The following is a 20,308-nucleotide window of genomic DNA, read 5'->3' as shown; positions in this document are numbered from 1 at the left end:
CTCAGCTTTTACTTATTTATTTCTGCTTTTCAAACGTCTTTCCCGTTTTTTAATGCCTTCTACTTCTCGCTGCATCTTCTTTTTGTAGCCAGGTTTCACTTTCTTCGGCTTTTTCACAAGAGATTTTGCTTTCACATCAATTTCATCTGCAGTACGTTGACGTTTTTTTCGGCGGTTTCTGTCTTCAATTTCGACCCACTCACCGTTTTTCAAGTCCATATTTTTAAACTCGATGCCAAGCTTTTCAAGCTGGTTTAGCTTATCCTCATCCGATTGCTCGTAAATAGTCAATGCAATTCCTGATGAACCGGCTCTTGCTGTTCTGCCGACACGGTGAACATAGAAATCAAGATCTGCTGGCAATTCAAAATTGATGACATGACTGATCCCTTTAATATCAATTCCTCGTGCAGCTAAGTCTGTTGCAATAATATATTGAAACTCCAAATCAAGGACTTGCTTCATCACTTTCTTTCTTTCACGAGGTGTAAGCCCGCCATGAATTCTAGCAACCTTCAGCCCTTTTTCCGAAAGCCCTGCAGCTACTTCATCACACATTTGCTTTGTGTTTGTGAACACGATTGCCAAAAATGGGTTGAAAGCTGTCAATGCTTCATATACTGTCGTAATTTTATCTCTGTGTCTGGAAGGTAGAAGCACATGTTCAATCTTAGCAGCAGTCAGCTGCTTTGGCTCCACATGTACATATTTAGGATTTTCTAAATATTTCTTTAAAAACGGCTTCAGTTTTTCCGGTATTGTTGCGGAGAATACAAAGATACTTAAATCTTTTGGCATTCTTGCAGCAATTTGGTCCACATCTTCAATGAAGCCCATATCAAGCATAAGATCTGCTTCATCGACAATCAGCATATTAGCTGTATGGACATGCAGAGCCTGCTCCTTTACAAGGTCATTAATTCTTCCTGGTGTGCCGACAACAATATGCGGCTGGCTTTTAAGCTTTTCAATTGCACGCTGTTTATCCGTCCCGCCAATGAACAGGCGGCTTGAGATCGCTTCTGGTGAATGCTTTGCCACTTTAACAATTTCATTATGAATCTGCGTTGCAAGCTCTCTTGTCGGTGCAGTTATTACAGCTTGTACCGTGTTACTCTCAGGATTAATTCTTTCCATAATTGGCAGTACATAAGAATGGGTTTTCCCTGTTCCCGTTTGTGACTGTCCAATAGCACTTTCCCCTTTTAACATCAATGGGATAACTTTTTGCTGTATTTCTGTTGGTTCATAAAAGCCCAGTTCATCGACTGCTTTCAAAATGAACGGCTTTAAATTATAACGGTTGAATGTATTTTGACTCATTTTTAAAACTCCTTTATATTCAGACAATAAAAAACTTGCCGCGGCTTCACTAGTCCATCATATTATTATAATCAAAATCTGCTGAAAAGACCACTAATTCTCAGGTAATTAACGCGAAACCTGTTGATTACTCCCGAAACTTTGATTCCTTTTTCCTAAATATACTTGCTTCACCTTTTATTTTTCCCATATTTTCTATTTTTTAATTAAGACAATTCACTCAGATTTTATGCACTATCCGCTTAAACCCTAAACAAGTGACAACTATACAGCATACGCTAATAAGGAATACAGGTTATTATAGAAAGGAGGCAGCAGCATGCCACCAAGACCGCGTATGCCGCAGCCAAGAGGCATGGGGGGAAGAATGATGCAAGGCCCTGCTCCATATCAAAGACAGATGATGGGCAGAGGCGGCGCTCAAACCAGTAATGGTGGAGGCATTCTTTCTAAATTGCTTGGAGGGGGAAAAGGCGGAGATACAAATGTGCAAAGAGGTGCTGCAATGCTAGGCAGCTCAAGTTCAAGAAATGCCGCGACTGGCGGAGGGATATTGAAGACATTAACGAATCCTGCATCCATCAACGGATTACTTGCCAATTCGCAAAAATTCCTGCAAACAGCAAGCCAGGTTGGTCCGATGATCAGCCAGTATGGACCAATGGTGCGAAATATCCCGGCAATGTGGAAGCTTTACAGGGGCTTAACAAGCAGCAGCGATTCCAGCACAGACAAGTCTGCTGATACGAATAAGGTGAAGAATACAAAGACGACACAAGAAGCTACTGGAACTTCCAATGAAACAGCGGAGCCAACTGCTGTTCCGGGAGTAGAAGAAACACCGGCTAGAGGGCCGCAGGACAGTGGAGTTTCTGTTCCTAGAATGTATATATAAATAAGTTAGACCCAAATTTCTATTTTTCAGCTGATCTAAATTTACAGCCCAAACAAGTAGAAAATGGGTCTTTTATTTTTGCCATCCTCCATCACTATCTCAATATTTTTGTCTTCTTTTAAGAAGTTTTATATAATAATATATGTTAAGATATACTCTGAGTCCTAATACTTATCCGTACGTTGATGTATTTTGGACGGATAAAGAGGTTCCTAGTGGGAGGATTACAAATGAAAGTGATAAAAATTGCCCCTAGAGGTTATTGCTATGGCGTAGTTGATGCTATGGTAATCGCCCGTAATGCGGCTTTAGATAAAACATTGCCACGCCCGATTTACATCCTTGGTATGATTGTGCACAATAAACATGTGACGGACGCTTTTGAAGAGGATGGCATTATTACATTAGATGGTAAAAATCGCAAGGATATTATTGAACAAGTTGATACAGGTACTGTTATTTTCACCGCCCATGGCGTTTCTCCTGAAATTAGGGAAATAGCGAAAAGAAAAGGCCTTGTGACTCTTGATGCAACATGTCCTGATGTTACAAAAACACATGACTTAATTCGTGAGAAAGAAAAAGAAGGTTATTATATTATCTACATTGGTAAAAAAGGGCATCCAGAGCCAGAGGGTGCTGTTGGCGTTGCTCCGCATGCCGTATCATTAGTTGAAACAGTTCAGGATATCGAGAACCTCGATATTAAGCAAGAAAAGATTCTTGTCACAAACCAGACAACGATGAGCCAATGGGATGTTGCAGATTTGATGGAGAGCATCAATTCGAAATTTCCTCATGCTGAATTCCATAAGGAAATTTGCTTAGCCACACAAGTTAGACAAGAAGCTGTAGCCCAGCAGGCTGGCGAAGCAGATGTCTTGATTGTGGTAGGAGACCCAATGAGCAATAACTCAAATCGTCTTGCACAGGTTTCTGAGGAAATTGCCGGTACACCTGCTTACCGTATTGCTGACGTGTCTGAACTGAAACTAGAATGGATTAAAAATGCTAAATCTGTTGCAGTGACAGCTGGCGCTTCAACCCCGACACCGATAACTAAAGAAGTGATTAACTTCCTTGAGCAATATGATTCAGAAAAGGAAGAAACATGGGAAAGAGAAAAGAAAGTCCCATTAAACAAGATTCTTCCGAAGGTGAAGACAAAACAATAAACAAAAGCGGTAAAGAACTTAGGTTCTTTACCGCTTTTTCCTTATACAAACTGAAATGGGTCTGTATGAAGACTGGATGGGAAAATATTTACCTTATAGCCTGCTTCCTCACAAAGAGAAACGAGCTTATAAGCAACTCCTTTTTTCATCACCTTTTCGACATTATGGCCTGGGTCGATTATATTCAAGCCAAGCTCACTGGCGTCAATCGCAACATGATAATACACATCGCCAGTTACATAGACATCCGCACCTTTTCTGATGGCATGGGAATAATATTTATTGCCGTCTCCGCCCAATACAGCCACTTTTTTTACTTTTGCTTTCATATCACCGACCACTCTTACCCCTTGTACGTCGAGGCGCTTTTTAACGTGTTCAGCAAATTCCGCAAGTGTCATTTCTTCTATTTTACCGACTCTTCCAAGACCAAGCTGCTCACCTTGCTGCTGGACATCAAAGATATCAAATGCCGGTTCTTCGTATGGATGTGCTTTTTGGAGCGCCTTGATGACTGTTTTTTCAATGGAATGAGGATAGATAGTTTCTATTTTCATCTCGTCCACGGTCTCCAGTTTACCAGGCTCTCCCTTAAATGGATTTGTATCCTGACCTGGTTTAAATTCACCTTTTCCTTGTGCAGTAAAGCTGCAATGACTGTAATTGCCGATAGCACCTGCACCTGCATTCCCTATTGCTGCCTTCACTTGCTCAGCGTAGTCAGCCGGAACATAAACAGCCAGTTTTTTAAGCTTATCCTCATATGTAGGAACTAGTACTTCACAATCTGTTAAGCCTAATGCATCGCTCAACAAATCATTAACACCGCCTTTAGCTACATCTAAATTAGTATGGGCAGCATATACAGAAATATCATGCTTAATCAGCTTTTGCATCAGCCTGCCTGCAGGGTTATCTGCCGTTATTTTTGATAAGGGACGGAAAATCGGAGGATGGTGAGCAATAATTAAATCTGTTTTCAAAGAGATTGCTTCATCTACTACTTTTTCGGTTACATCAAGGGCAATCATTACATTATGTACTGGTCTGCTCAAATCTCCGACTTGAAGACCGATTTTATCCCCTTCCATTGCATAAGCCTTTGGCGAAAACTGTTCGAACAATGATATTAATTCAAATCCATTAATTGTTTTCATTTCCGAGCACCTCCTGTACAAGTGCGATTTTCCAATTAAGTTCCTGTAGTTTAGCAACCGTCTCTTGTGTTTCTGTTGCTGTTTGCATACGCTCAATTATTCTCTGCCAATTTTGTCTTTCTAACGTCCATTTCTTTTGGAAGGCTTGGTTTTTTTCTCTGCTTAAAAAAGGTCCAAGCAAAAGCTCTGCATCTATTTGCTCTGTATAAGGCTCCTTTCCTACTCCTTGTTCAGCAACGAGCACTTCATAAATCTTATCATCTTCTTCTATTATCTCTTCGCTCACGAGCTTCCAGCCATTCTCTATAAGCCAAAGCCTGATAGAATAGGCGCTTACGTTCGGCTGCAGAACAAGTCTTTTGACAGTTTGTAGCTTTTGTTTGCCATCATCAAGAATAGCAGCGATTAAAGCTCCGCCCATTCCGGCAATCGTAATACAATCGACTTCACCTACTCCTACTACCTCTAGTCCATTCCCTTTTCTTACAGATATAACATCTGTAAGTCCCTCTTGCTGGACCTGTCTGCGGGCAGATTGAAATGGTCCATCCACCACTTCTCCTGCAATTGCAAATGACGCTTTCTGCTTTTTCAGCATATAGCAGGGCAAATAGGCATGATCTGAACCAATATCTGCGAATGATGCTCCTGCTGGTATGTATTTTGCTACTGTTTCAAGACGATTAGATAATCTGTCTGTATTCATTCTAAACACCACATTTCATTGCTATTTCTTATACTAAGTTGATTAATCTATTACCTATTTGTAACATATTTGCTAACGGAATGCCACAAGACAACTGATTTTTCAGCAGGCTTGTCCCTATATAGAACATAGTAATTTTTCCCATTAAGCGCGGAATGACATAAAAACGAGAACTGCAAGCAAGAGGAAGCCAATATAGGAAGAAATCGTAAAATAAACTAGCTTAAACTTTCTTCCTCCTATAAACCAGAGTAAACAATTTATCGTTAAAATAATATATAAGAATATTATTTTTTCTGGAAAAAAATGAAGAACAGCTTTAACGCTAAACAACAGAACGATAAACGCTGCTACAGTAACAGGGATATCATTTCCCAGCCCTTTTACTTGATAATAGAAAATGCCCGCTGCAGTTATTATCAGAAAAATTAGTGAAATAGCCATTTGCAAAATGAAAGACAATTCAGTAAAATATAAGAAACCTACTGTTATCGGAATAAACAATAAAAAGATTGCACTGGAGATAATATGCTTTTGCTTTGGCAATTCTTCTTCCTTCATTCTATTGCCTTCTGTGTAAAGGGTAAGCAAATAATCGCAATAATGCTCCGGTAGCATTTTATTTTTTTTCCAATAAAGTATTTCTTGGATAATCACTGTTTTCCTATTATCCTTCATGGGCAGCACATCCTTCATGTATTTACGGTTAAAAAAAAAGAAACAGCCACTTCTATTGTAAGAAGTAAACTATTTCTTGGCAATGATAACTTTGATATATCAGTTCATGCTTTATTCTAAGAAATCTTTTAGTCTTTTGCTGCGGCTCGGATGTCTAAGCTTTCTTAGTGCTTTTGCTTCGATTTGGCGAATACGCTCACGCGTTACACCAAATACTTTGCCGACTTCTTCAAGTGTTCTTGTACGTCCGTCATCTAAACCGAAACGAAGTCTTAAAACATTTTCTTCACGGTCTGTCAAAGTATCCAGAACATCTTCAAGCTGCTCTTTTAGAAGCTCATAAGCTGCATGTTCAGAAGGAGATGTTGCATCCTGATCTTCAATGAAATCACCTAAATGGGAATCATCTTCTTCCCCAATCGGCGTTTCCAAGGAAACAGGCTCTTGCGCAATCTTTAAGATTTCTCTTACTTTATCCGGAGTCAGATCCATGTCTTCTCCAATTTCTTCAGGAGTCGGTTCGCGGCCTAAATCCTGCAGTAACTGACGCTGAACGCGAATCAATTTATTGATTGTTTCAACCATATGAACAGGAATACGGATTGTGCGGGCTTGGTCCGCAATTGCTCTCGTAATAGCCTGGCGAATCCACCATGTCGCATACGTACTGAATTTAAATCCTTTTTCATAGTCGAATTTCTCAACCGCTTTAATAAGACCCATATTTCCTTCCTGAATTAAATCAAGGAACATCATTCCACGGCCAACATAACGTTTTGCAATGGAGACTACAAGTCTTAAGTTCGCTTCAGCAAGACGGCGTTTTGCCTCTTCGTCGCCTTCCATAATGCGCTTTGCCAATACAATCTCTTCTTTAGCGGAAAGCAGGTCCACACGACCAATTTCCTTTAAGTACATACGTACAGGGTCATTTATTTTAACGCCAGGAGGCACACTTAAATCATTAAGATCGAACTCTTCCTCGCCTTTTGCAAGCTCTTGAACATTCGGTGGCTCATCCTCGCCATCTCCTACAAGCTCTATACCTTGATCTCCTAATACCTCATAGAACTCATCCATTTGATGGGAGTCTAATTCAAAACTGGCTAGTTTTTCTGCAATATCATCATATGCAAGTACCCCAGTTTTCTTTCCAACTTCTGTTAATTGTTCCTTTACCTGATCAAGGGTCAATTCCGTTTCAACCTCTTTTGAACGGGCTGACTTTTCAGCCATATGTCCCCCTCCTTCCAAAAAATCAAGACAATCAAATTTATTTTAATGATTTTACTAACAACATGACTTCCATTCCTATTTCTGCTGCCTTTAGAAAATCATTTTGTCGCTCTGCTTCTTTTTGCAATGCTTTTTTTTCATTAATCTCAAGCATTTTTTCATAATTCAACAGCTGTTTTAAATAATCGGCAAGCTCTTGGTCATTTACTTCTTCATTGACTTCCATCATGTCAATGTCAGCTACAATCCGCTGCAGCTCACCGTCACGAATAAAGTTTAGAAAGGCGCTCGAATCTGAGCTTTGTCCTGTTTCATAAAAAGCCAGCAAGTATGTGAAGATTGCCTGATGTTCATCAATATTAAACGTCCGGTCCTGCAATGCTTCCCGCACCTTTAACGCGACATCTTCATTTTTGAGCATATGTGCTATCAGTCTTCTTTCGGCAGTATGATATGCCGGCAGCAAATTGTTAGATCTTTTTTTAACACTATATTGCTTAACTGGTGCATTAATGCTTTTATTTGGCTTATTTATTATACGCCTGCCGGCCAGCTCTTCCTCCTGCATTTTTAATGCTTCAAGAGAAATCGCAAACTCAGAAGACAGCTGTCTTAAATAGAGATCTTTTTCAACTGCATTTTCAAGCTGAGCAATTTCTCCCAATACTTGTTCTATATAGGCGAGCTTATCTCCTTCATTTTGCAGATTTTTTCCTCTGCGGTGATACACGAGCTTAAAGCTCATGAAAGGAACACTCGCCTGCATGATTTCATGCTGCAGTTTTTCTTCCCCGTATTTGTTAAGATAATCATCCGGATCCAGACCATCTGGAAGCATGACGACCTTAACAGTACATTTGGCGGCAACAAGCATTTTTCCTGCCCGATAAGCCGCTTCAATCCCTGCAGAGTCTGAATCATAACAGATCGTTATCGTCCGGGAGTTCCGCTTCAAAATAGCGATATGCTCTTCTGTAAGGGATGTTCCCATTGTCCCGACACTGTTTTCCACACCTGCACGGCTTGCAGCAATGACATCGGCAAATCCTTCGAACAGGACAGCATGCTGTGTTTTCCGCATGCCAGGCCTTGCCAAATGAAAATTATAAAGGGTGCTGCTTTTATTAAAAATTGGTGTTTCCGGACTGTTTAAGTATTTAGGAGTTGAATCCCCTAATGTACGCCCGGAAAATGCAATAGTATTGCCATTACGGTCAAAGATGGGAAACATGATTCGATCGCGGAAACGGTCAAAATATCTATCCCCTTTTTCACTTTTAATGATCAAACCTGCTTTTACCAGTAAAGAAACATCATATTTCTTTAAATACTTCACTGCGAAATCCCATTGATTCGGCGCATAGCCTATTTGGAATTTCTCAATTACTTCTTTAGTGAAGCCTCTGTTAAGCAAATACTGTAAAGCATGCTCACCATCCGTTGTGTTTAGAAGCAAATGATGGTAAAATTTAGCTAGTAAATCATGCGCATCCATCATTTGCTGCAAATCTTTGGAAATGGCAGGCTTATCACCTGACTCTTGCAATTCCACACCTAAGTCGACATTAGCTCTTTCCGCCAAATGGAATGCGGCTTCCTGGAAGGAATAACCGTGTATATCCATCAGGAAAGTAAAGACATTTCCACCCGCATGACAGCCGAAGCAATGAAATATCTGCTTTTCGGGTGATACGGAAAATGACGGGGTTTTTTCGCCATGAAATGGACACAACCCTAAATAATTGCGTCCTTGCTTTGTTAAAGCTACATGCTCCCCAATGACGTCAACTATGTCAATTGCCTGTTTGACCTCGTTTACCTTTTCATCAGGAATGCGCTCAACCATTTTTAACACATCTCCCTACTACTAACTTTCCTATAAATAAGACATTCGACACAATCAGCTCATTCTCCTGCAACTTTCGACAAAACGATTGCCAAACTTTTTTTGAACTTTTGCCGATCCTTTTCTTCGAATGGCCTTGGTCCTTTACCGTATATACCTCTTCTTCTTGCCTTTGCAGAAAGATAACGCATATCCAGCGCTGTGGCAATATCCTTTTCCTCGAGGATAATCCCTCTTGGGGTTAAGACTTGCACAGCTTTTGGCAGCAAGGTTGCCGCCAGTCCGATATCCTGTGTTACCACAACATCATTTGCCTTCACGGCATTCATAATAAACATATCTACTGCTTCCTTGCTACTGTCAACATATTTCCAGTTTGTTCCGTCTTGATGCAGTTTCATGTGAGCATAGGAAGCGATAAAAATTACCTCTATAGATTTGCTTGTAGCCATTTCGACAATTTCTTCTTTCACAGGACAAGAATCAGCGTCAACATATATGATGCAATTATCCATTGTACTAATAATTCTACATCACTCCACATATTCCTTCTTTCACGAATACTTTTTCGTTGAAAGAGATGTTGTCGAAAATTATTTTTTTCTTCCTCTTGACTTCTCACAGTAAATAGTTTATTCGTTATGAGCCAAGTCTAAACCTATTTACAATACTTTTTTATCACAATTTTCTATTATAGTACATAAATTAGGTAAATACCATAAGTTTTCCGAAAAAAACAACAACAATTTCTCCTGCTCAAATAAAAATTTTCCGTAAAATAAATGATCCTGCCAATAAACGCCAACAGGATCCTTCTTTGCTTTGTTTTAGAATATCAAAACTGCGTGTTTTTGGCACGATAATATAAGTTGAAAATAATATTGGCCGTTTCTTCGACTGCTTTGTTCGTCACATCGATTACCGGACATTTAATTTGGTCCACAATGCTTTCAAAGTATTCTAGTTCCTGTTCGATCCGCTCAATTTGCGCATAGCTCGCACTGTCACTTAGACCTAAAGAGATCAGCCTTTCCTTGCGGATATTATTCAGTTTTTTCGGGCTGATTTTTAGACCAAAGCATTTATGTGCTGGCACTTCAAATAATTCCTTCGGAGGATCCACTTCAGGCACGATTGGCACATTGGCTACTTTCACCCGCTTATGGGCTAAAAATTGGGACAAAGGCGTCTTGGAGGTTCTTGATACACCAAGCAAAATAATATCTGCTTTTTCCAAGCCTCGCGGATCTCTGCCATCATCATATTTGACTGCAAATTCAATCGCTTCTACTTTTTTAAAGTAGTCTTCATCAAGCTTTCTGACAAGACCTGGCTCAAACAACGGAGTTTTGCCCCAGAGCATCTGAAACTGATCGATAATAGGCCCGATAATGTCAGCAGCGTATACACCTTCTTCAACTGCCAGCTCTTGCATATATTTACGCATTTCTGGCTTTACAAGCGTATAAGCAATCATGCCGTGCTCTTGGCGCGCCTGGCGAATTACATCGCGTATATTGGACTTGTCTTCGACAAATGGAAACCTCTTAATGGAAACATTCACATTATGGCCGGAAAACTGGCTGATTGCTGCTTTCGTCACAAGCTCTGCTGTCTCTCCGACAGAATCAGAAACTACATAAATGATTTGCCTTTCCGTCATGATTCACCCTCCTCTTAAATTTGTTCATTGGATAAGTCTACAAGTGCTTTTGTTATATTTGTTTTCGTTACTCTGCCAATTACCTTTAGGCCATCAAGCTCTTCCTTCACAACTGGCAAAGAATCTATTTCCCGTTCTATCAGTTTTTTACCAACATCCACAAGCTTATCATCCAAATAACAGTAAGTGATATTTGGCATTCTCGTCATGATGATGGTAACAGGCAATGACGACAATTCCTGTTTTCCGATGCTTGCCCGAAGCATGTCCTTCCTCGAAACCACACCAGCAAGCATTTCGTTTGCATCGACGATAAAAATAGTGCCTACATCCATCGTAAACATTGTAACGATTGCATCATAAACAGATGTTGTATCACTTGCTACAACAGGACTGGAATAATAATCCTTAACTAGCAGATTATTAATGTTTTCTGTCTGCTCTGACGTCTTGCCAGTATAAAAATAACCGACGCGAGGCCTTGCATCAAGAAAACCTGCCATCGTTAGAATAGCGAGATCAGGGCGTAATGTGGCTCTTGTCAAATGTAAGGATTCTGCAATTTGCTCTCCAGTTATAGGTCCATTCTCTTTCACAATTTCCACAATTTGCTGTTGGCGTCTATTCAGTTTTATCGTTCATTCACCACCTTTGAAATAAAGCTTTAGAAAGCAATTTAAAAATAAAGCAGGTGGAGAAACCTCCACCACAGCTGCTTTATTTTTGCTTATTTAACCAAAATTTCCGAAACATATGCAAATCTTGTAATCATATCAGCAAGCTCTGACATTTGGTTTAATCTGTTTTCTTTCAAAGCTGGATTATCTGTCATTACCATCGTATTGTCGAAGTACAATGCAATCGTTCCTTCAAGAGAAGTTAGAAGTTGGAAATATGCTTCCTCATCTGTATTGTCTGTCAGTTTTTCTTTTACTGATTGCACAGCACTGTAAAGATTGCGTTCCTCTTCATTTTCGAACAGAGATGGATTTACCTGTCCTTTACTTTCCGCTTTTTTAGATATATTTATAACACGCGCTAATGCTTCTATTCCGTTTTTAAAGCCAGCATCGTTTTTATGACTGTCTAACACATTAGCTTTTCTCAGCAGGCTTGCAGGGCTTCCTAATTGATCAAAAAGAACAGCATCAATTAAATCATAGCGGATGCCTTCTTCCTGAAGGATATGCTTAATGCGCGCCTTAAAGAAGTCCATGATATTCTTTTGCAGCTCTTGCTCTGGCGTTTTTGCAATATCCTTAACATTATTCATTGCCAATTCGACAAGCTCTTCCACTGTCAAATTCCAATCTTTATCCATTAAAGTTTGCACGACTCCTGTAGCCTGTCTTCGCAATGCATACGGATCTTGTGATCCAGTTGGAATCATACCAATTGCAAAGAAGGAAACAATAGTATCAAGTTTTTCAGCAATCGCTAGTGCTGCTCCTTCATTGCTTGAAGCTGTATTATCGTCTGCGTGACGAGGCATATAATGCTCATTAATTGCCTTAGCCACAGCAGGAGCTTCTCCTTTTTGACTTGCATATTTTTCTCCCATTAGTCCTTGAAGCTCAGGGAACTCATAGACCATATTTGTTACAAGGTCAAATTTCGAAATCTGCGCAGCACGATCCGCATTTGTCTTTTCTTCAGCAGAAAAGGACAGCTTTTCAGCAATTTTGTTTGTTAGGCCTTGAACTCTTGCCACCTTCTCTGAAAGTGTGCCGATTTCTTCATGATAAACAATTGATTGAAGCTTCGTTAACAGCTTTTCAATATCCTGCTTCTGATCTTCCTTATAGAAGAAGGCAGCATCGGCAAGACGCGCTCTCAGCACTTTTTCATTCCCTTTTGCCACTTTGTCCAAATGATTATGATCTCCATTGCGGACAGTAATAAAGAAAGGCAGCAGCTTATCATCTTTTGACTTAACCGGGAAATAGCGCTGATGCTCCTTCATGCTTGTAATTAATACTTCAGTCGGAAGCTCTAGGAATGATTCTTCAAACTTTCCGTACAAAGCAGTCGGATATTCTACTAGATTATTTACTTCCTCCAGCAAATCTGCATCAATAGGAATAACCCAATCATTTTCTTCTTCAATTTTTTTAATTTGTGAAAGGATAGCCGCTTTTCTCTCTTCTGGGTTTACGATGACAAATTGGCCAAGCAGTGCTTCTTTATATTCTTTCGGAGCTGCAAAGCTGATTTCTTTACCAAGGAAGCGATGACCAGTTGATTTGCGGTCTGCCTCCACACCAGTGATGGAGAACGGAATTACTTCGTTGCCAAATAATGCAGCAATCCACTTAATCGGACGAATATAGCGAAGATCATTATTTGCCCAACGCATATTTTTAGGGAATGACAAGCTTAAGATAATGTCCTTTAATGCAGGCAGCAAATCAACAGTTGCTTGCCCTTTTATAAATTTCTTCACATGGACATATTCAACACCGTTGATTTCTTTGAAATAGATATCCTCAACAGAAGCATTTTGCCCTCTTGTAAAGCCTATCGCCGCTTTTGACCATTCCCCTTTTTCATCAAGGGCAATCTTCTTAGCTGGTCCTTTTGCTTCTTCCTCGATATCTTTTTGTGCTTCGTCAAGCTCACTTACAAGAACAGCAAGACGTCTTGGCGTAGAAAATGCTTCAACAGTGGAATATTGCAACTGCTTTTCATTCAGCCATGCTTCCACCTTCTCTTTTAAGCTGTTCATGCTGCTTGTTACAAAGCGGGCAGGCATTTCCTCTAAACCTATCTCTAGCAATAAATCTTTTTGACTCATACTAATCAAACCTCCTTGCCTTTTAAAATAGGGAATCCTAATTTCTCACGCTCTTCATAGAATGTTTTGGCCACTTTACGTGCTAAAGTTCGGCATCTTCCAATATAGCCGGTACGCTCTGTTACAGAAATCGCACCTCTAGCATCAAGCAAGTTAAATACGTGGGAACATTTTAAAACATAATCGTATGCTGGATGAACTAAGCCTTCATCCATTTGGCGATGTGCTTCTTTCTCGTAGACACTAAACAGGTTAAACAGCATATCTACATCTGAAGTTTCAAAAGTGTATTTGCTGTGCTCAAATTCAGGCTGATAGAAAATATCTCTGATAGTAAAGCCGTCTGTCCACTCTAAATCAAACACATTTTCTTTATCTTGGATATAAGAAGCCAATCTTTCAATACCGTATGTTATTTCAACAGAAACTGGCTTACACTCTAAACCGCCAACTTGCTGGAAGTAAGTGAACTGAGTAATCTCCATGCCGTCAAGCCATACTTCCCAGCCTAAACCAGCACAGCCTAATGACGGGTTCTCCCAGTTATCCTCAACGAAGCGGATATCATGCTCTAAAGGATTGATGCCAAGTGCTTTAAGCGAATCCAAGTAAAGTTCTTGAATATTATCAGGTGATGGCTTCATAATCACCTGGAATTGATGATGCTGATACAGACGGTTCGGGTTTTCCCCATAACGTCCATCTGCCGGTCTTCTGGACGGTTCTACATAAGCCACATTCCAAGGCTCAGGACCGATTGCTCTTAAGAAAGTGTAAGGGCTCATTGTTCCAGCCCCTTTTTCTACATCATATGCCTGCATTAAAATACAACCATAATCTGACCAATGCTTTTGCAATGTTAAAATCATGTTTTGAATATTCATGTCAGCTTCAGCCTCCAAAAAATTTATTTTTCTTGTCAATTGATAGAAGTCAAAAGAATTTATGTAATCATTTTTTTGCCTAAAGACAACAAAAAAACTCCCGCCCCTATGCCAATTATTGACATAGGGACGAGAGTTTACCCGCGGTTCCACCCTATTTGCTGCAGACTTGTGCAGCCACCTTCATGTAAATGTCGCTCCATGAACGCCTTCCTTAAAGCTCTTGCACCTAGCTTTCACTATCCTAGGCTCGCTGGATCAAGAGGAGTTTAAGTACTACTTTCTTTTCAACGCAACTGTTTATTTACAAAAAATATTATCTAAAAAAATTTCAATTGTCAACCTTCATCTTCATTTAAATCCTATATACTACTCACTTCGTGAAGTCACTGCCAAAGCTTTTAATCGACTGCAGAAATTTTTTTGATTTTAAATACAAACCTGAGTATTCATCATAATAGGCTGAAATAATCGTATTAAGCTCTTCTTTCGTTGCGTCTTTGACTGAAATATTACCAAGCCTTGCTAAGTCAAAATAATAAAAGACTCGCAGCAGCTTTACAGCAGCCTGGGACATTTTGTAGTGATATGGATCATGTTCGAGACAGCGATGACATAATAGGCCGCCCTCTCTTATGGAAAAGGCAAACTGACCGTCTGTTGCACCACAATTTGTGCATTTATCAAGAACTGGATATAGTCCTAGTACGTTCAGCATCTTCATTTCATAAATATTAGACAAAATCTGGGCATCATAGCCTTCATTCATATAATTTAATGTTTGCTGCAATAACTCAAAATGAAATGGATTAGGCTTCTTATCTTCTGTACAGCGGTCTGTCAGCTCAACAACATAACTTGCATAAGCTGTCAGCATGATATCTTCTTTAATGGCACGAAAACTCGTAATCATTTCCCCTTGCTGCACAAGCCCGAGACCACTTGAACGCTGCACCAAGTAGTAAGCATATGTAAAAGGCTGGGTAACAGCAGAGAGCCTGCTGTTCGTCTTCTTTGCACCTCTTGCCATTACACCAACCTTACCCCATTCACGGGTATATAATGTTGTAATCTTATTTGTCTCTCCATAATCTGTCGTTCTAATGACGATGCCTTCACATTTTTCAAGCATCACCCTCACCATCCCTATCTATGGGACAGGACTATGAGATAGGAAAATCAATATCGGCTAGTTCCTCTTCTTGTGCATTCGGTATCTCATGGTTAGCCTTTTCTAACTCCTTAAAAAGTAGATACGTATCTATGCTACCTGTTTGCGAAAAAACCTTCCAGGTAAAGTCTAACATGATAAACCCCCACCTTTTTTGATTTAATCTAGCTTAATCATTGCCTTAACCTTATCATAGCCTGTCTTTATAAAAACATGAGACGAAAATTTTGCTAATTTTATTTCTGTATATTCTATTTACGCTTTAAATTAATACTCGTCTTCTCTAAAGCCAAAGTCTCTTAATTGGGACATCTTGTTTCTCCAGTCCTTTTGCACTTTAACCCAAAGCTCGAGGAACACTTTATTTCCAAGCAGATTTTCGATATCTGTTCTTGCTCTTTTTCCAATTTCCTTCAGCATGCCGCCTTGCTTGCCGATAATGATTCCTTTTTGTGAATCCCTTTCAACAACAATTGTCGCCATTACATGCACAACATCATTTTGTTTTCTTTCCATTTTTTCAATAACTACCGCTAAAGAATGAGGGATTTCCTCTCTCGTTAAGTGCAGAGCCTTTTCCCTGATTAATTCTGAAACGATGAAACGTTCTGGATGGTCTGTTACTTGATCTGCCGGATAGAACTGTGGACCTTCTGGCATATATTTTTTAATTTGGGTTAGCAATGTTTCCACATTGTTACCTTCTAAAGCAGAAATAGGAATTATTTCTTTAAACGGGTATTTTTCCTTGTATGAGTCAATCACCGTCAGCAGTTTATCTGGGTGAATGGTATCAATCTTATTGACCACTAAGAAAATAGGCGTTTTGATATTATCAAATTTCTCCAGAATGAATTCTTCCCCTTTTCCGAATCCTTCCTCTGCATTAACCATAAACAAGATAAGATCTACTTCTTTTAAGGTGTTTTGTGCAACCTTCATCATAAAATCGCCAAGTCTATGTTTCGGCTTATGAATTCCTGGTGTATCAATAAAGATCAGCTGAGAGTCATCTGTCGTCAGCACACCTTGCACTTTATTTCTAGTTGTTTGCGGCTTATCGCTCATAATAGCGATTTTCTGGCCGATTACACGGTTCAAAAAGGTTGATTTTCCGACGTTTGGCCGTCCGATAATAGAGATAAATCCTGATTTATGTTCCTTGTTGCTGTTATTATTTAAGTCCATTTAATGCCTCCGATAAAATTGCTCTTTAAGCAGCATTTTCGCCGCTGTAAATTTTTTTGAATGTCTGCTGATTCCTGTTTTATTGCCGGTGATGCTCTAAGGCAGAAAGACAACCGCCCATGCGCTTATTCAACTATGTTTAGTACTACAAGGAAGTAGTTAGCGCATCTGCTTCATATATTCGCCTCTTTTTGTTTTTTTACTCCAAAAGACTTTGGCTGTTCCCTATTTTATAAAAAGAAAAGAACGTTTTCAAATAAGCAGATGTAATTTCTGTATTTGCACACATATGTATATCCTTTTATAGCCCTATTAAAATTATATACTATCTTCTCTGCTGATGAAAGCTTATTAGCCAGCAAGCCTGCTAGGTAATTCTATTCAACAAACAAAAAAGAGCAAGGGAGTTTTAAATCCCAATGCTCATGAGTTGCATTATTTCCGGTACAAAAACGAACATTCCGATTATAAGGGCAATGATGGCTGCAAACAATACTGCACCTGCTGCAATATCCTTTGCTTGTTTTGCCAATGGATGATATTTCTCTGTTACAAGATCTACAACACGCTCAAGGGCAGTGTTCATCAATTCCATACAGATGACCAGCCCTATTGCAATAGAAAGGAACATCCAGTTTTGTACAGAAATATGAAAAACAAATCCCAACAATATGACAAGCGCTGTAAAACATAAATGTATCCGTAAATTTCTTTCTTTCTTCACAGCCGATATAATGCCAATGAACGCAAGGCGAAAGGAAGATAGCTGACTGTTCTTCTGAATCCTTTTATCTTTGGAGTCCGAATTCATCTAAAATTTCCTTTTGAAGAGTAAACATTACTTCTTCATCCTCTTTTGTAAGATGATCATATCCTAACAGGTGGAGAAAACCGTGAACAGCTAGAAAACCTAGCTCGCGTGAATAAGTATGACCATATTCCTCTGCTTGCTCCTTTGTCCTGTCGACAGATATGATAATATCGCCGAGCACCCGTGGCATATCCATTCCTACAAGCTCTATTTCCCCTTCTCCAAGCTCTTCCATTGCAAAGGAAATAACATCTGTCGCCTGGTCTTTATTGCGGTATTCTTTATTGATTTCCTGGATGCGGTCATTATCGACAAATGTAACCGAAAGCTCAATATTTCCCGACAAGTTTTGTTTTTGCGCCGCAAACATCAACAATTTCTCTACTAATTCTTGGTCTGCTGCTGCCACCTTTGTAGTTTCATCAATAAAATCTATTTCTAAATTCATATTCAATTCATCCTTTACTTCTTCATGTCGGGATATTCTATTCTTGAATGAAATATCCCTTTTAATGTTTCACAGAGTGTGTTGCGAACCTGTTCTAATTCCTTTAAGGTAAGATCACAATCATCGAGCTGCCCGTCTTGAAGGCGGTCTGCAATAATATTTTTAATCAGGCTTTCAATTTGATCTGGTGTAGGGGAGCTTAGACTTCGTACAGCCGCTTCCACACTATCAGCAATTCCTATGATTGCTGCCTCCCTTGATTGCGCTTTTGGTCCCGGGTAGCGGAAGTCGTCTTCTGCAGCATCAGGATTTTTTTCTTTTGCCTTATAATAAAAGAACTTTAGCAGGGACGTGCCATGATGCTGTTCGGCAATATCAATAATCTCTTTCGGCATTTTTGAGCTTTTTAAAAGCTGCGCTCCATCCGTTGCATGAGCAATAATAATATTTTTGCTGGCAGCAGGCGGAAGACGGTCATGGGGGTTCCCCATATTCATCTGGTTTTCAATAAAAAACTGCGGTCTTTTTGTTTTGCCTATGTCATGATAATAACAGCCAACTCTTGCTAACAAACCATTTGCACCGATTGCTTCACATGCTGCCTCCGCCAAATTAGCAACCATTACACTGTGGTGATACGTTCCCGGAGCTTCAGTCAAAATCTTTCGCAATAACGGATGATTAGGGTTTGAAAGCTCAATCAGCTTCATCGTTGACAGGATGTTAAAGCCAGTTTCAAAAAACGGCAGTATCCCTATTGTCAAAACAGCCGATATAATTCCTGATAGAATGGCACTTAATAGATAAAATCCATATTCTGTTGCTTCAAGCTGACCATTTTGCATATAGAGCATGCCAAGGATTGTAATGATATTAATCAGTGCAACTAGCAAGCCTGCCTGCAAAATATTGGAACGCTGATTATGCTTTTTCAAAAACTGGATGCCTGCAATTCCCCCTGCTAATATATATATTCCAATACCGACATGGAATGCTCCTGCCGTTCCTTCATTGAACATAATCATCCCGCATACTGCTAGGGCAATGGTTACAAAGATTGCTAATTTCTCTTCAATTAAAATTTTTATCAGCATAACAGCCATTGCTGCTGGGAAGAAATAGCCGATTTCAATAATGTCCTCCTGCTGAAACAGGCTGATTGCTTTCATAATGAGAATGGAAATGATGAAAATAATCGAGAACATTAAATCATAGCCTTTAGTCCCCTTGTTTCTTCGGTCAATGCCGGCTATATAAAAGTAAAATAAACAAACAATAGACAGGACGATTAAGCCAAGCCCTAAAAACGGCTTACTCGTGTGTTCTGTATCCAGCAAGCCGACTAAACCAAGCTGACGGTAAACCTCCCTGCTAATAAGCTGTCCTTCTTCTACAAGAATTTGCCCTTGCAGTATTTTAACAGGCTCTACACTGTCTACTGCTTGCTGTCTCAGCTCCTCCGTACCTGTCGGATCATAGAATTCATTTTGGATAATCGCAAATCTTCCTAAGTCAATAACAGCACTTTTTATATCGCTGTTAATGCCGCTGCTGTTCCTCAGCTCGTCTTCCACTCGCTTTTTAGCATTTTCCACATCATCTGCCGGTATTTTGCTGCTCATAACAGAGTTAATCGCGGTGACTGTAATATCCTCTGCAATTTCGAGTTCTTCCTCAGATGAAGCAAGCAGCTCCTTAAGCGTGCTGTCCATAATCTCATTTGTTACATTTGCAGTCAGCTTTTCCTTTAGCAAAGAAAGTTTCTTATCAGGAGTAATACTGCTTGTATTCGTAGCTTTACTGTCTGTTTCTCCACTATCTGCTGCCTTATCTGCCTCATTGTTCACCTCTGTCACAGAATCGAAAATAGAGGTAATTAAATCAACACGGTTTTGGGCAATTTCTTTATTTACAACGTATACATCTTGCACTTGGTTTTTATTATCTTCTTTTTTCTTTTCCGTGCTTTCCGTATCTTCCACCGTTAAGGGAGAGCGAATCGTCTCGTTGGCGACAGTAAACACATCTACATTTAACTTTTCCGGTTTAACATTGCTGTACATCGAGAAAAACAATACCGCTCCAATAAGCACAAATAGCAAGATCCGAATTGCTGTTTTGTTTAGAAAACGGTTCTTATTATGTATGATTTTTTGAAGAAATCCCATTGTAACCTCCTAACTAACTGACAGATACCTCATGATTATATGTAAAAACTTAAAAATACTTATTAAACCTGATATTTATGTAAAATAATATCAGTTTTTCGCCATGTTTTCATCTTTTTTCTCGATATATCGCTTTACTAGCAGGGTTTAAGCGTAAAAATCCAG

General features: G+C 39.5%; 19 protein-coding genes. 2 read left to right on the top strand and 17 right to left on the bottom strand.

Translation table 11 applies throughout. The features are described 5' to 3' along the window. Positions 1–12: 12 nt before the first annotated feature. Positions 13–1,323 carry a DEAD/DEAH box helicase gene (locus LXM54_RS00730; RefSeq protein ID WP_233313132.1) on the bottom strand — a complete coding sequence of 437 codons (1,311 nt, stop codon included), beginning with the start codon at positions 1,321–1,323 and terminating at the stop codon, positions 13–15. A gap of 319 nt (positions 1,324–1,642) precedes the next feature. Between LXM54_RS00730 and LXM54_RS00725 the strand changes: the two genes are divergently transcribed. Further along, positions 1,643–2,218, top strand: a complete 576-nt coding sequence (locus LXM54_RS00725) for a YqfQ family protein (protein ID WP_233313131.1) — start codon at positions 1,643–1,645, stop codon at positions 2,216–2,218. A 230-nt stretch (positions 2,219–2,448) separates the two neighbouring features. Next, complete coding sequence (locus tag LXM54_RS00720; RefSeq protein WP_233313130.1) at positions 2,449–3,393, top strand: 4-hydroxy-3-methylbut-2-enyl diphosphate reductase; 945 nt, start codon at positions 2,449–2,451, stop codon at positions 3,391–3,393. Between the two features lie 41 nt (positions 3,394–3,434). On the opposite strand, the gene LXM54_RS00715 is transcribed toward LXM54_RS00720, so the two are convergent. The 16 genes from LXM54_RS00715 to LXM54_RS00640 all read right to left on the bottom strand — a co-directional run bounded on the left by LXM54_RS00715 (position 3,435) and on the right by LXM54_RS00640 (position 20,143). Continuing rightward, complete coding sequence (locus LXM54_RS00715) at positions 3,435–4,550, bottom strand: Nif3-like dinuclear metal center hexameric protein (protein ID WP_233313129.1); 1,116 nt, start codon at positions 4,548–4,550, stop codon at positions 3,435–3,437. Further along, positions 4,537–5,256 carry a tRNA (adenine(22)-N(1))-methyltransferase gene (locus tag LXM54_RS00710; protein WP_233313128.1) on the bottom strand — a complete coding sequence of 240 codons (720 nt, stop codon included), beginning with the start codon at positions 5,254–5,256 and terminating at the stop codon, positions 4,537–4,539. The genes LXM54_RS00715 and LXM54_RS00710 overlap by 14 nt, the downstream gene beginning before the upstream one ends. 144 nt (positions 5,257–5,400) lie before the next feature. Beyond that, positions 5,401–5,934: a hypothetical protein gene (locus tag LXM54_RS00705; RefSeq protein WP_233313127.1), complete on the bottom strand. Its 534-nt coding sequence runs from the start codon at positions 5,932–5,934 to the stop codon at positions 5,401–5,403. Between the two features lie 111 nt (positions 5,935–6,045). Beyond that, positions 6,046–7,170, bottom strand: coding sequence for an RNA polymerase sigma factor RpoD (gene rpoD / locus LXM54_RS00700; RefSeq protein ID WP_127737424.1), 1,125 nt, complete (start codon positions 7,168–7,170; stop codon positions 6,046–6,048). A 37-nt stretch (positions 7,171–7,207) separates the two neighbouring features. Continuing rightward, complete coding sequence (gene dnaG, locus LXM54_RS00695) at positions 7,208–9,016, bottom strand: DNA primase (RefSeq protein ID WP_233313126.1); 1,809 nt, start codon at positions 9,014–9,016, stop codon at positions 7,208–7,210. Between the two features lie 59 nt (positions 9,017–9,075). Continuing rightward, complete coding sequence (locus LXM54_RS00690) at positions 9,076–9,531, bottom strand: YaiI/YqxD family protein (protein WP_233313125.1); 456 nt, start codon at positions 9,529–9,531, stop codon at positions 9,076–9,078. A 320-nt stretch (positions 9,532–9,851) separates the two neighbouring features. Beyond that, positions 9,852–10,679 carry a pyruvate, water dikinase regulatory protein gene (locus LXM54_RS00685; protein ID WP_233313124.1) on the bottom strand — a complete coding sequence of 276 codons (828 nt, stop codon included), beginning with the start codon at positions 10,677–10,679 and terminating at the stop codon, positions 9,852–9,854. 14 nt (positions 10,680–10,693) lie between these two features. Further along, positions 10,694–11,314 (bottom strand): helix-turn-helix transcriptional regulator, encoded by a 621-nt coding sequence (locus LXM54_RS00680; protein WP_233314704.1) that lies wholly within the window; start codon positions 11,312–11,314, stop codon positions 10,694–10,696. Between the two features lie 92 nt (positions 11,315–11,406). Then, a complete protein-coding gene (glyS, locus tag LXM54_RS00675; RefSeq protein WP_233313123.1) occupies positions 11,407–13,473 on the bottom strand; it encodes a glycine--tRNA ligase subunit beta in 2,067 nt (688 codons plus the stop codon). Positions 13,474–13,478: 5 nt separating this feature from the next. Further along, positions 13,479–14,357, bottom strand: a complete 879-nt coding sequence (gene glyQ, locus LXM54_RS00670; protein WP_233313122.1) for a glycine--tRNA ligase subunit alpha — start codon at positions 14,355–14,357, stop codon at positions 13,479–13,481. Positions 14,358–14,730: 373 nt separating this feature from the next. Next, positions 14,731–15,489, bottom strand: coding sequence for a DNA repair protein RecO (gene recO, locus LXM54_RS00665; protein ID WP_233314703.1), 759 nt, complete (start codon positions 15,487–15,489; stop codon positions 14,731–14,733). A 31-nt stretch (positions 15,490–15,520) separates the two neighbouring features. Further along, a complete protein-coding gene (locus LXM54_RS00660; protein WP_233313121.1) occupies positions 15,521–15,664 on the bottom strand; it encodes a YqzL family protein in 144 nt (47 codons plus the stop codon). Positions 15,665–15,795: 131 nt separating this feature from the next. After that, positions 15,796–16,716, bottom strand: a complete 921-nt coding sequence (era, locus tag LXM54_RS00655) for a GTPase Era (RefSeq protein WP_233313120.1) — start codon at positions 16,714–16,716, stop codon at positions 15,796–15,798. A gap of 409 nt (positions 16,717–17,125) precedes the next feature. After that, positions 17,126–17,527: a diacylglycerol kinase family protein gene (locus LXM54_RS00650; RefSeq protein WP_233313119.1), complete on the bottom strand. Its 402-nt coding sequence runs from the start codon at positions 17,525–17,527 to the stop codon at positions 17,126–17,128. After that, a complete protein-coding gene (gene ybeY, locus LXM54_RS00645) occupies positions 17,505–17,975 on the bottom strand; it encodes an rRNA maturation RNase YbeY (protein WP_233313118.1) in 471 nt (156 codons plus the stop codon). The genes LXM54_RS00650 and ybeY overlap by 23 nt, the downstream gene beginning before the upstream one ends. A 14-nt stretch (positions 17,976–17,989) precedes the next feature. After that, positions 17,990–20,143 carry an HD family phosphohydrolase gene (locus LXM54_RS00640; RefSeq protein ID WP_233313117.1) on the bottom strand — a complete coding sequence of 718 codons (2,154 nt, stop codon included), beginning with the start codon at positions 20,141–20,143 and terminating at the stop codon, positions 17,990–17,992. Positions 20,144–20,308: the final 165 nt, after the last annotated feature.

Origin of the sequence: Bacillus sp. Au-Bac7 (genome assembly GCF_021341655.1) — a bacterium.
Classification (GTDB): Bacteria; Bacillota; Bacilli; order Bacillales; family Cytobacillaceae; genus Niallia.
The sequence above is the reverse complement of the archived record's forward strand: the minus strand, read 5'-3'. Positions and strand labels throughout refer to the sequence as shown.

Excerpts from the sequence above, each read along its gene's own strand:
- LXM54_RS00730 (WP_233313132.1), bottom strand. The coding sequence starts at position 1,323 with ATGAGTCAAAATACATTCAACCGTTATAATTTAAAGCCGTTCATTTTG.
- LXM54_RS00725 (WP_233313131.1), top strand. The coding sequence starts at position 1,643 with ATGCCACCAAGACCGCGTATGCCGCAGCCAAGAGGCATGGGGGGAAGA.
- LXM54_RS00720 (WP_233313130.1), top strand. The coding sequence starts at position 2,449 with ATGAAAGTGATAAAAATTGCCCCTAGAGGTTATTGCTATGGCGTAGTT.
- LXM54_RS00715 (WP_233313129.1), bottom strand. The coding sequence starts at position 4,550 with ATGAAAACAATTAATGGATTTGAATTAATATCATTGTTCGAACAGTTT.
- LXM54_RS00710 (WP_233313128.1), bottom strand. The coding sequence starts at position 5,256 with ATGAATACAGACAGATTATCTAATCGTCTTGAAACAGTAGCAAAATAC.
- LXM54_RS00705 (WP_233313127.1), bottom strand. The coding sequence starts at position 5,934 with ATGAAGGATAATAGGAAAACAGTGATTATCCAAGAAATACTTTATTGG.
- rpoD (WP_127737424.1), bottom strand. The coding sequence starts at position 7,170 with ATGGCTGAAAAGTCAGCCCGTTCAAAAGAGGTTGAAACGGAATTGACC.
- dnaG (WP_233313126.1), bottom strand. The coding sequence starts at position 9,016 with ATGGTTGAGCGCATTCCTGATGAAAAGGTAAACGAGGTCAAACAGGCA.
- LXM54_RS00690 (WP_233313125.1), bottom strand. The coding sequence starts at position 9,531 with ATGGATAATTGCATCATATATGTTGACGCTGATTCTTGTCCTGTGAAA.
- LXM54_RS00685 (WP_233313124.1), bottom strand. The coding sequence starts at position 10,679 with ATGACGGAAAGGCAAATCATTTATGTAGTTTCTGATTCTGTCGGAGAG.
- glyS (WP_233313123.1), bottom strand. The coding sequence starts at position 13,473 with ATGAGTCAAAAAGATTTATTGCTAGAGATAGGTTTAGAGGAAATGCCT.
- glyQ (WP_233313122.1), bottom strand. The coding sequence starts at position 14,357 with ATGAATATTCAAAACATGATTTTAACATTGCAAAAGCATTGGTCAGAT.
- recO (WP_233314703.1), bottom strand. The coding sequence starts at position 15,489 with ATGCTTGAAAAATGTGAAGGCATCGTCATTAGAACGACAGATTATGGA.
- LXM54_RS00660 (WP_233313121.1), bottom strand. The coding sequence starts at position 15,664 with ATGTTAGACTTTACCTGGAAGGTTTTTTCGCAAACAGGTAGCATAGAT.
- era (WP_233313120.1), bottom strand. The coding sequence starts at position 16,716 with ATGGACTTAAATAATAACAGCAACAAGGAACATAAATCAGGATTTATC.
- LXM54_RS00650 (WP_233313119.1), bottom strand. The coding sequence starts at position 17,527 with ATGAATTCGGACTCCAAAGATAAAAGGATTCAGAAGAACAGTCAGCTA.
- ybeY (WP_233313118.1), bottom strand. The coding sequence starts at position 17,975 with ATGAATTTAGAAATAGATTTTATTGATGAAACTACAAAGGTGGCAGCA.
- LXM54_RS00640 (WP_233313117.1), bottom strand. The coding sequence starts at position 20,143 with ATGGGATTTCTTCAAAAAATCATACATAATAAGAACCGTTTTCTAAAC.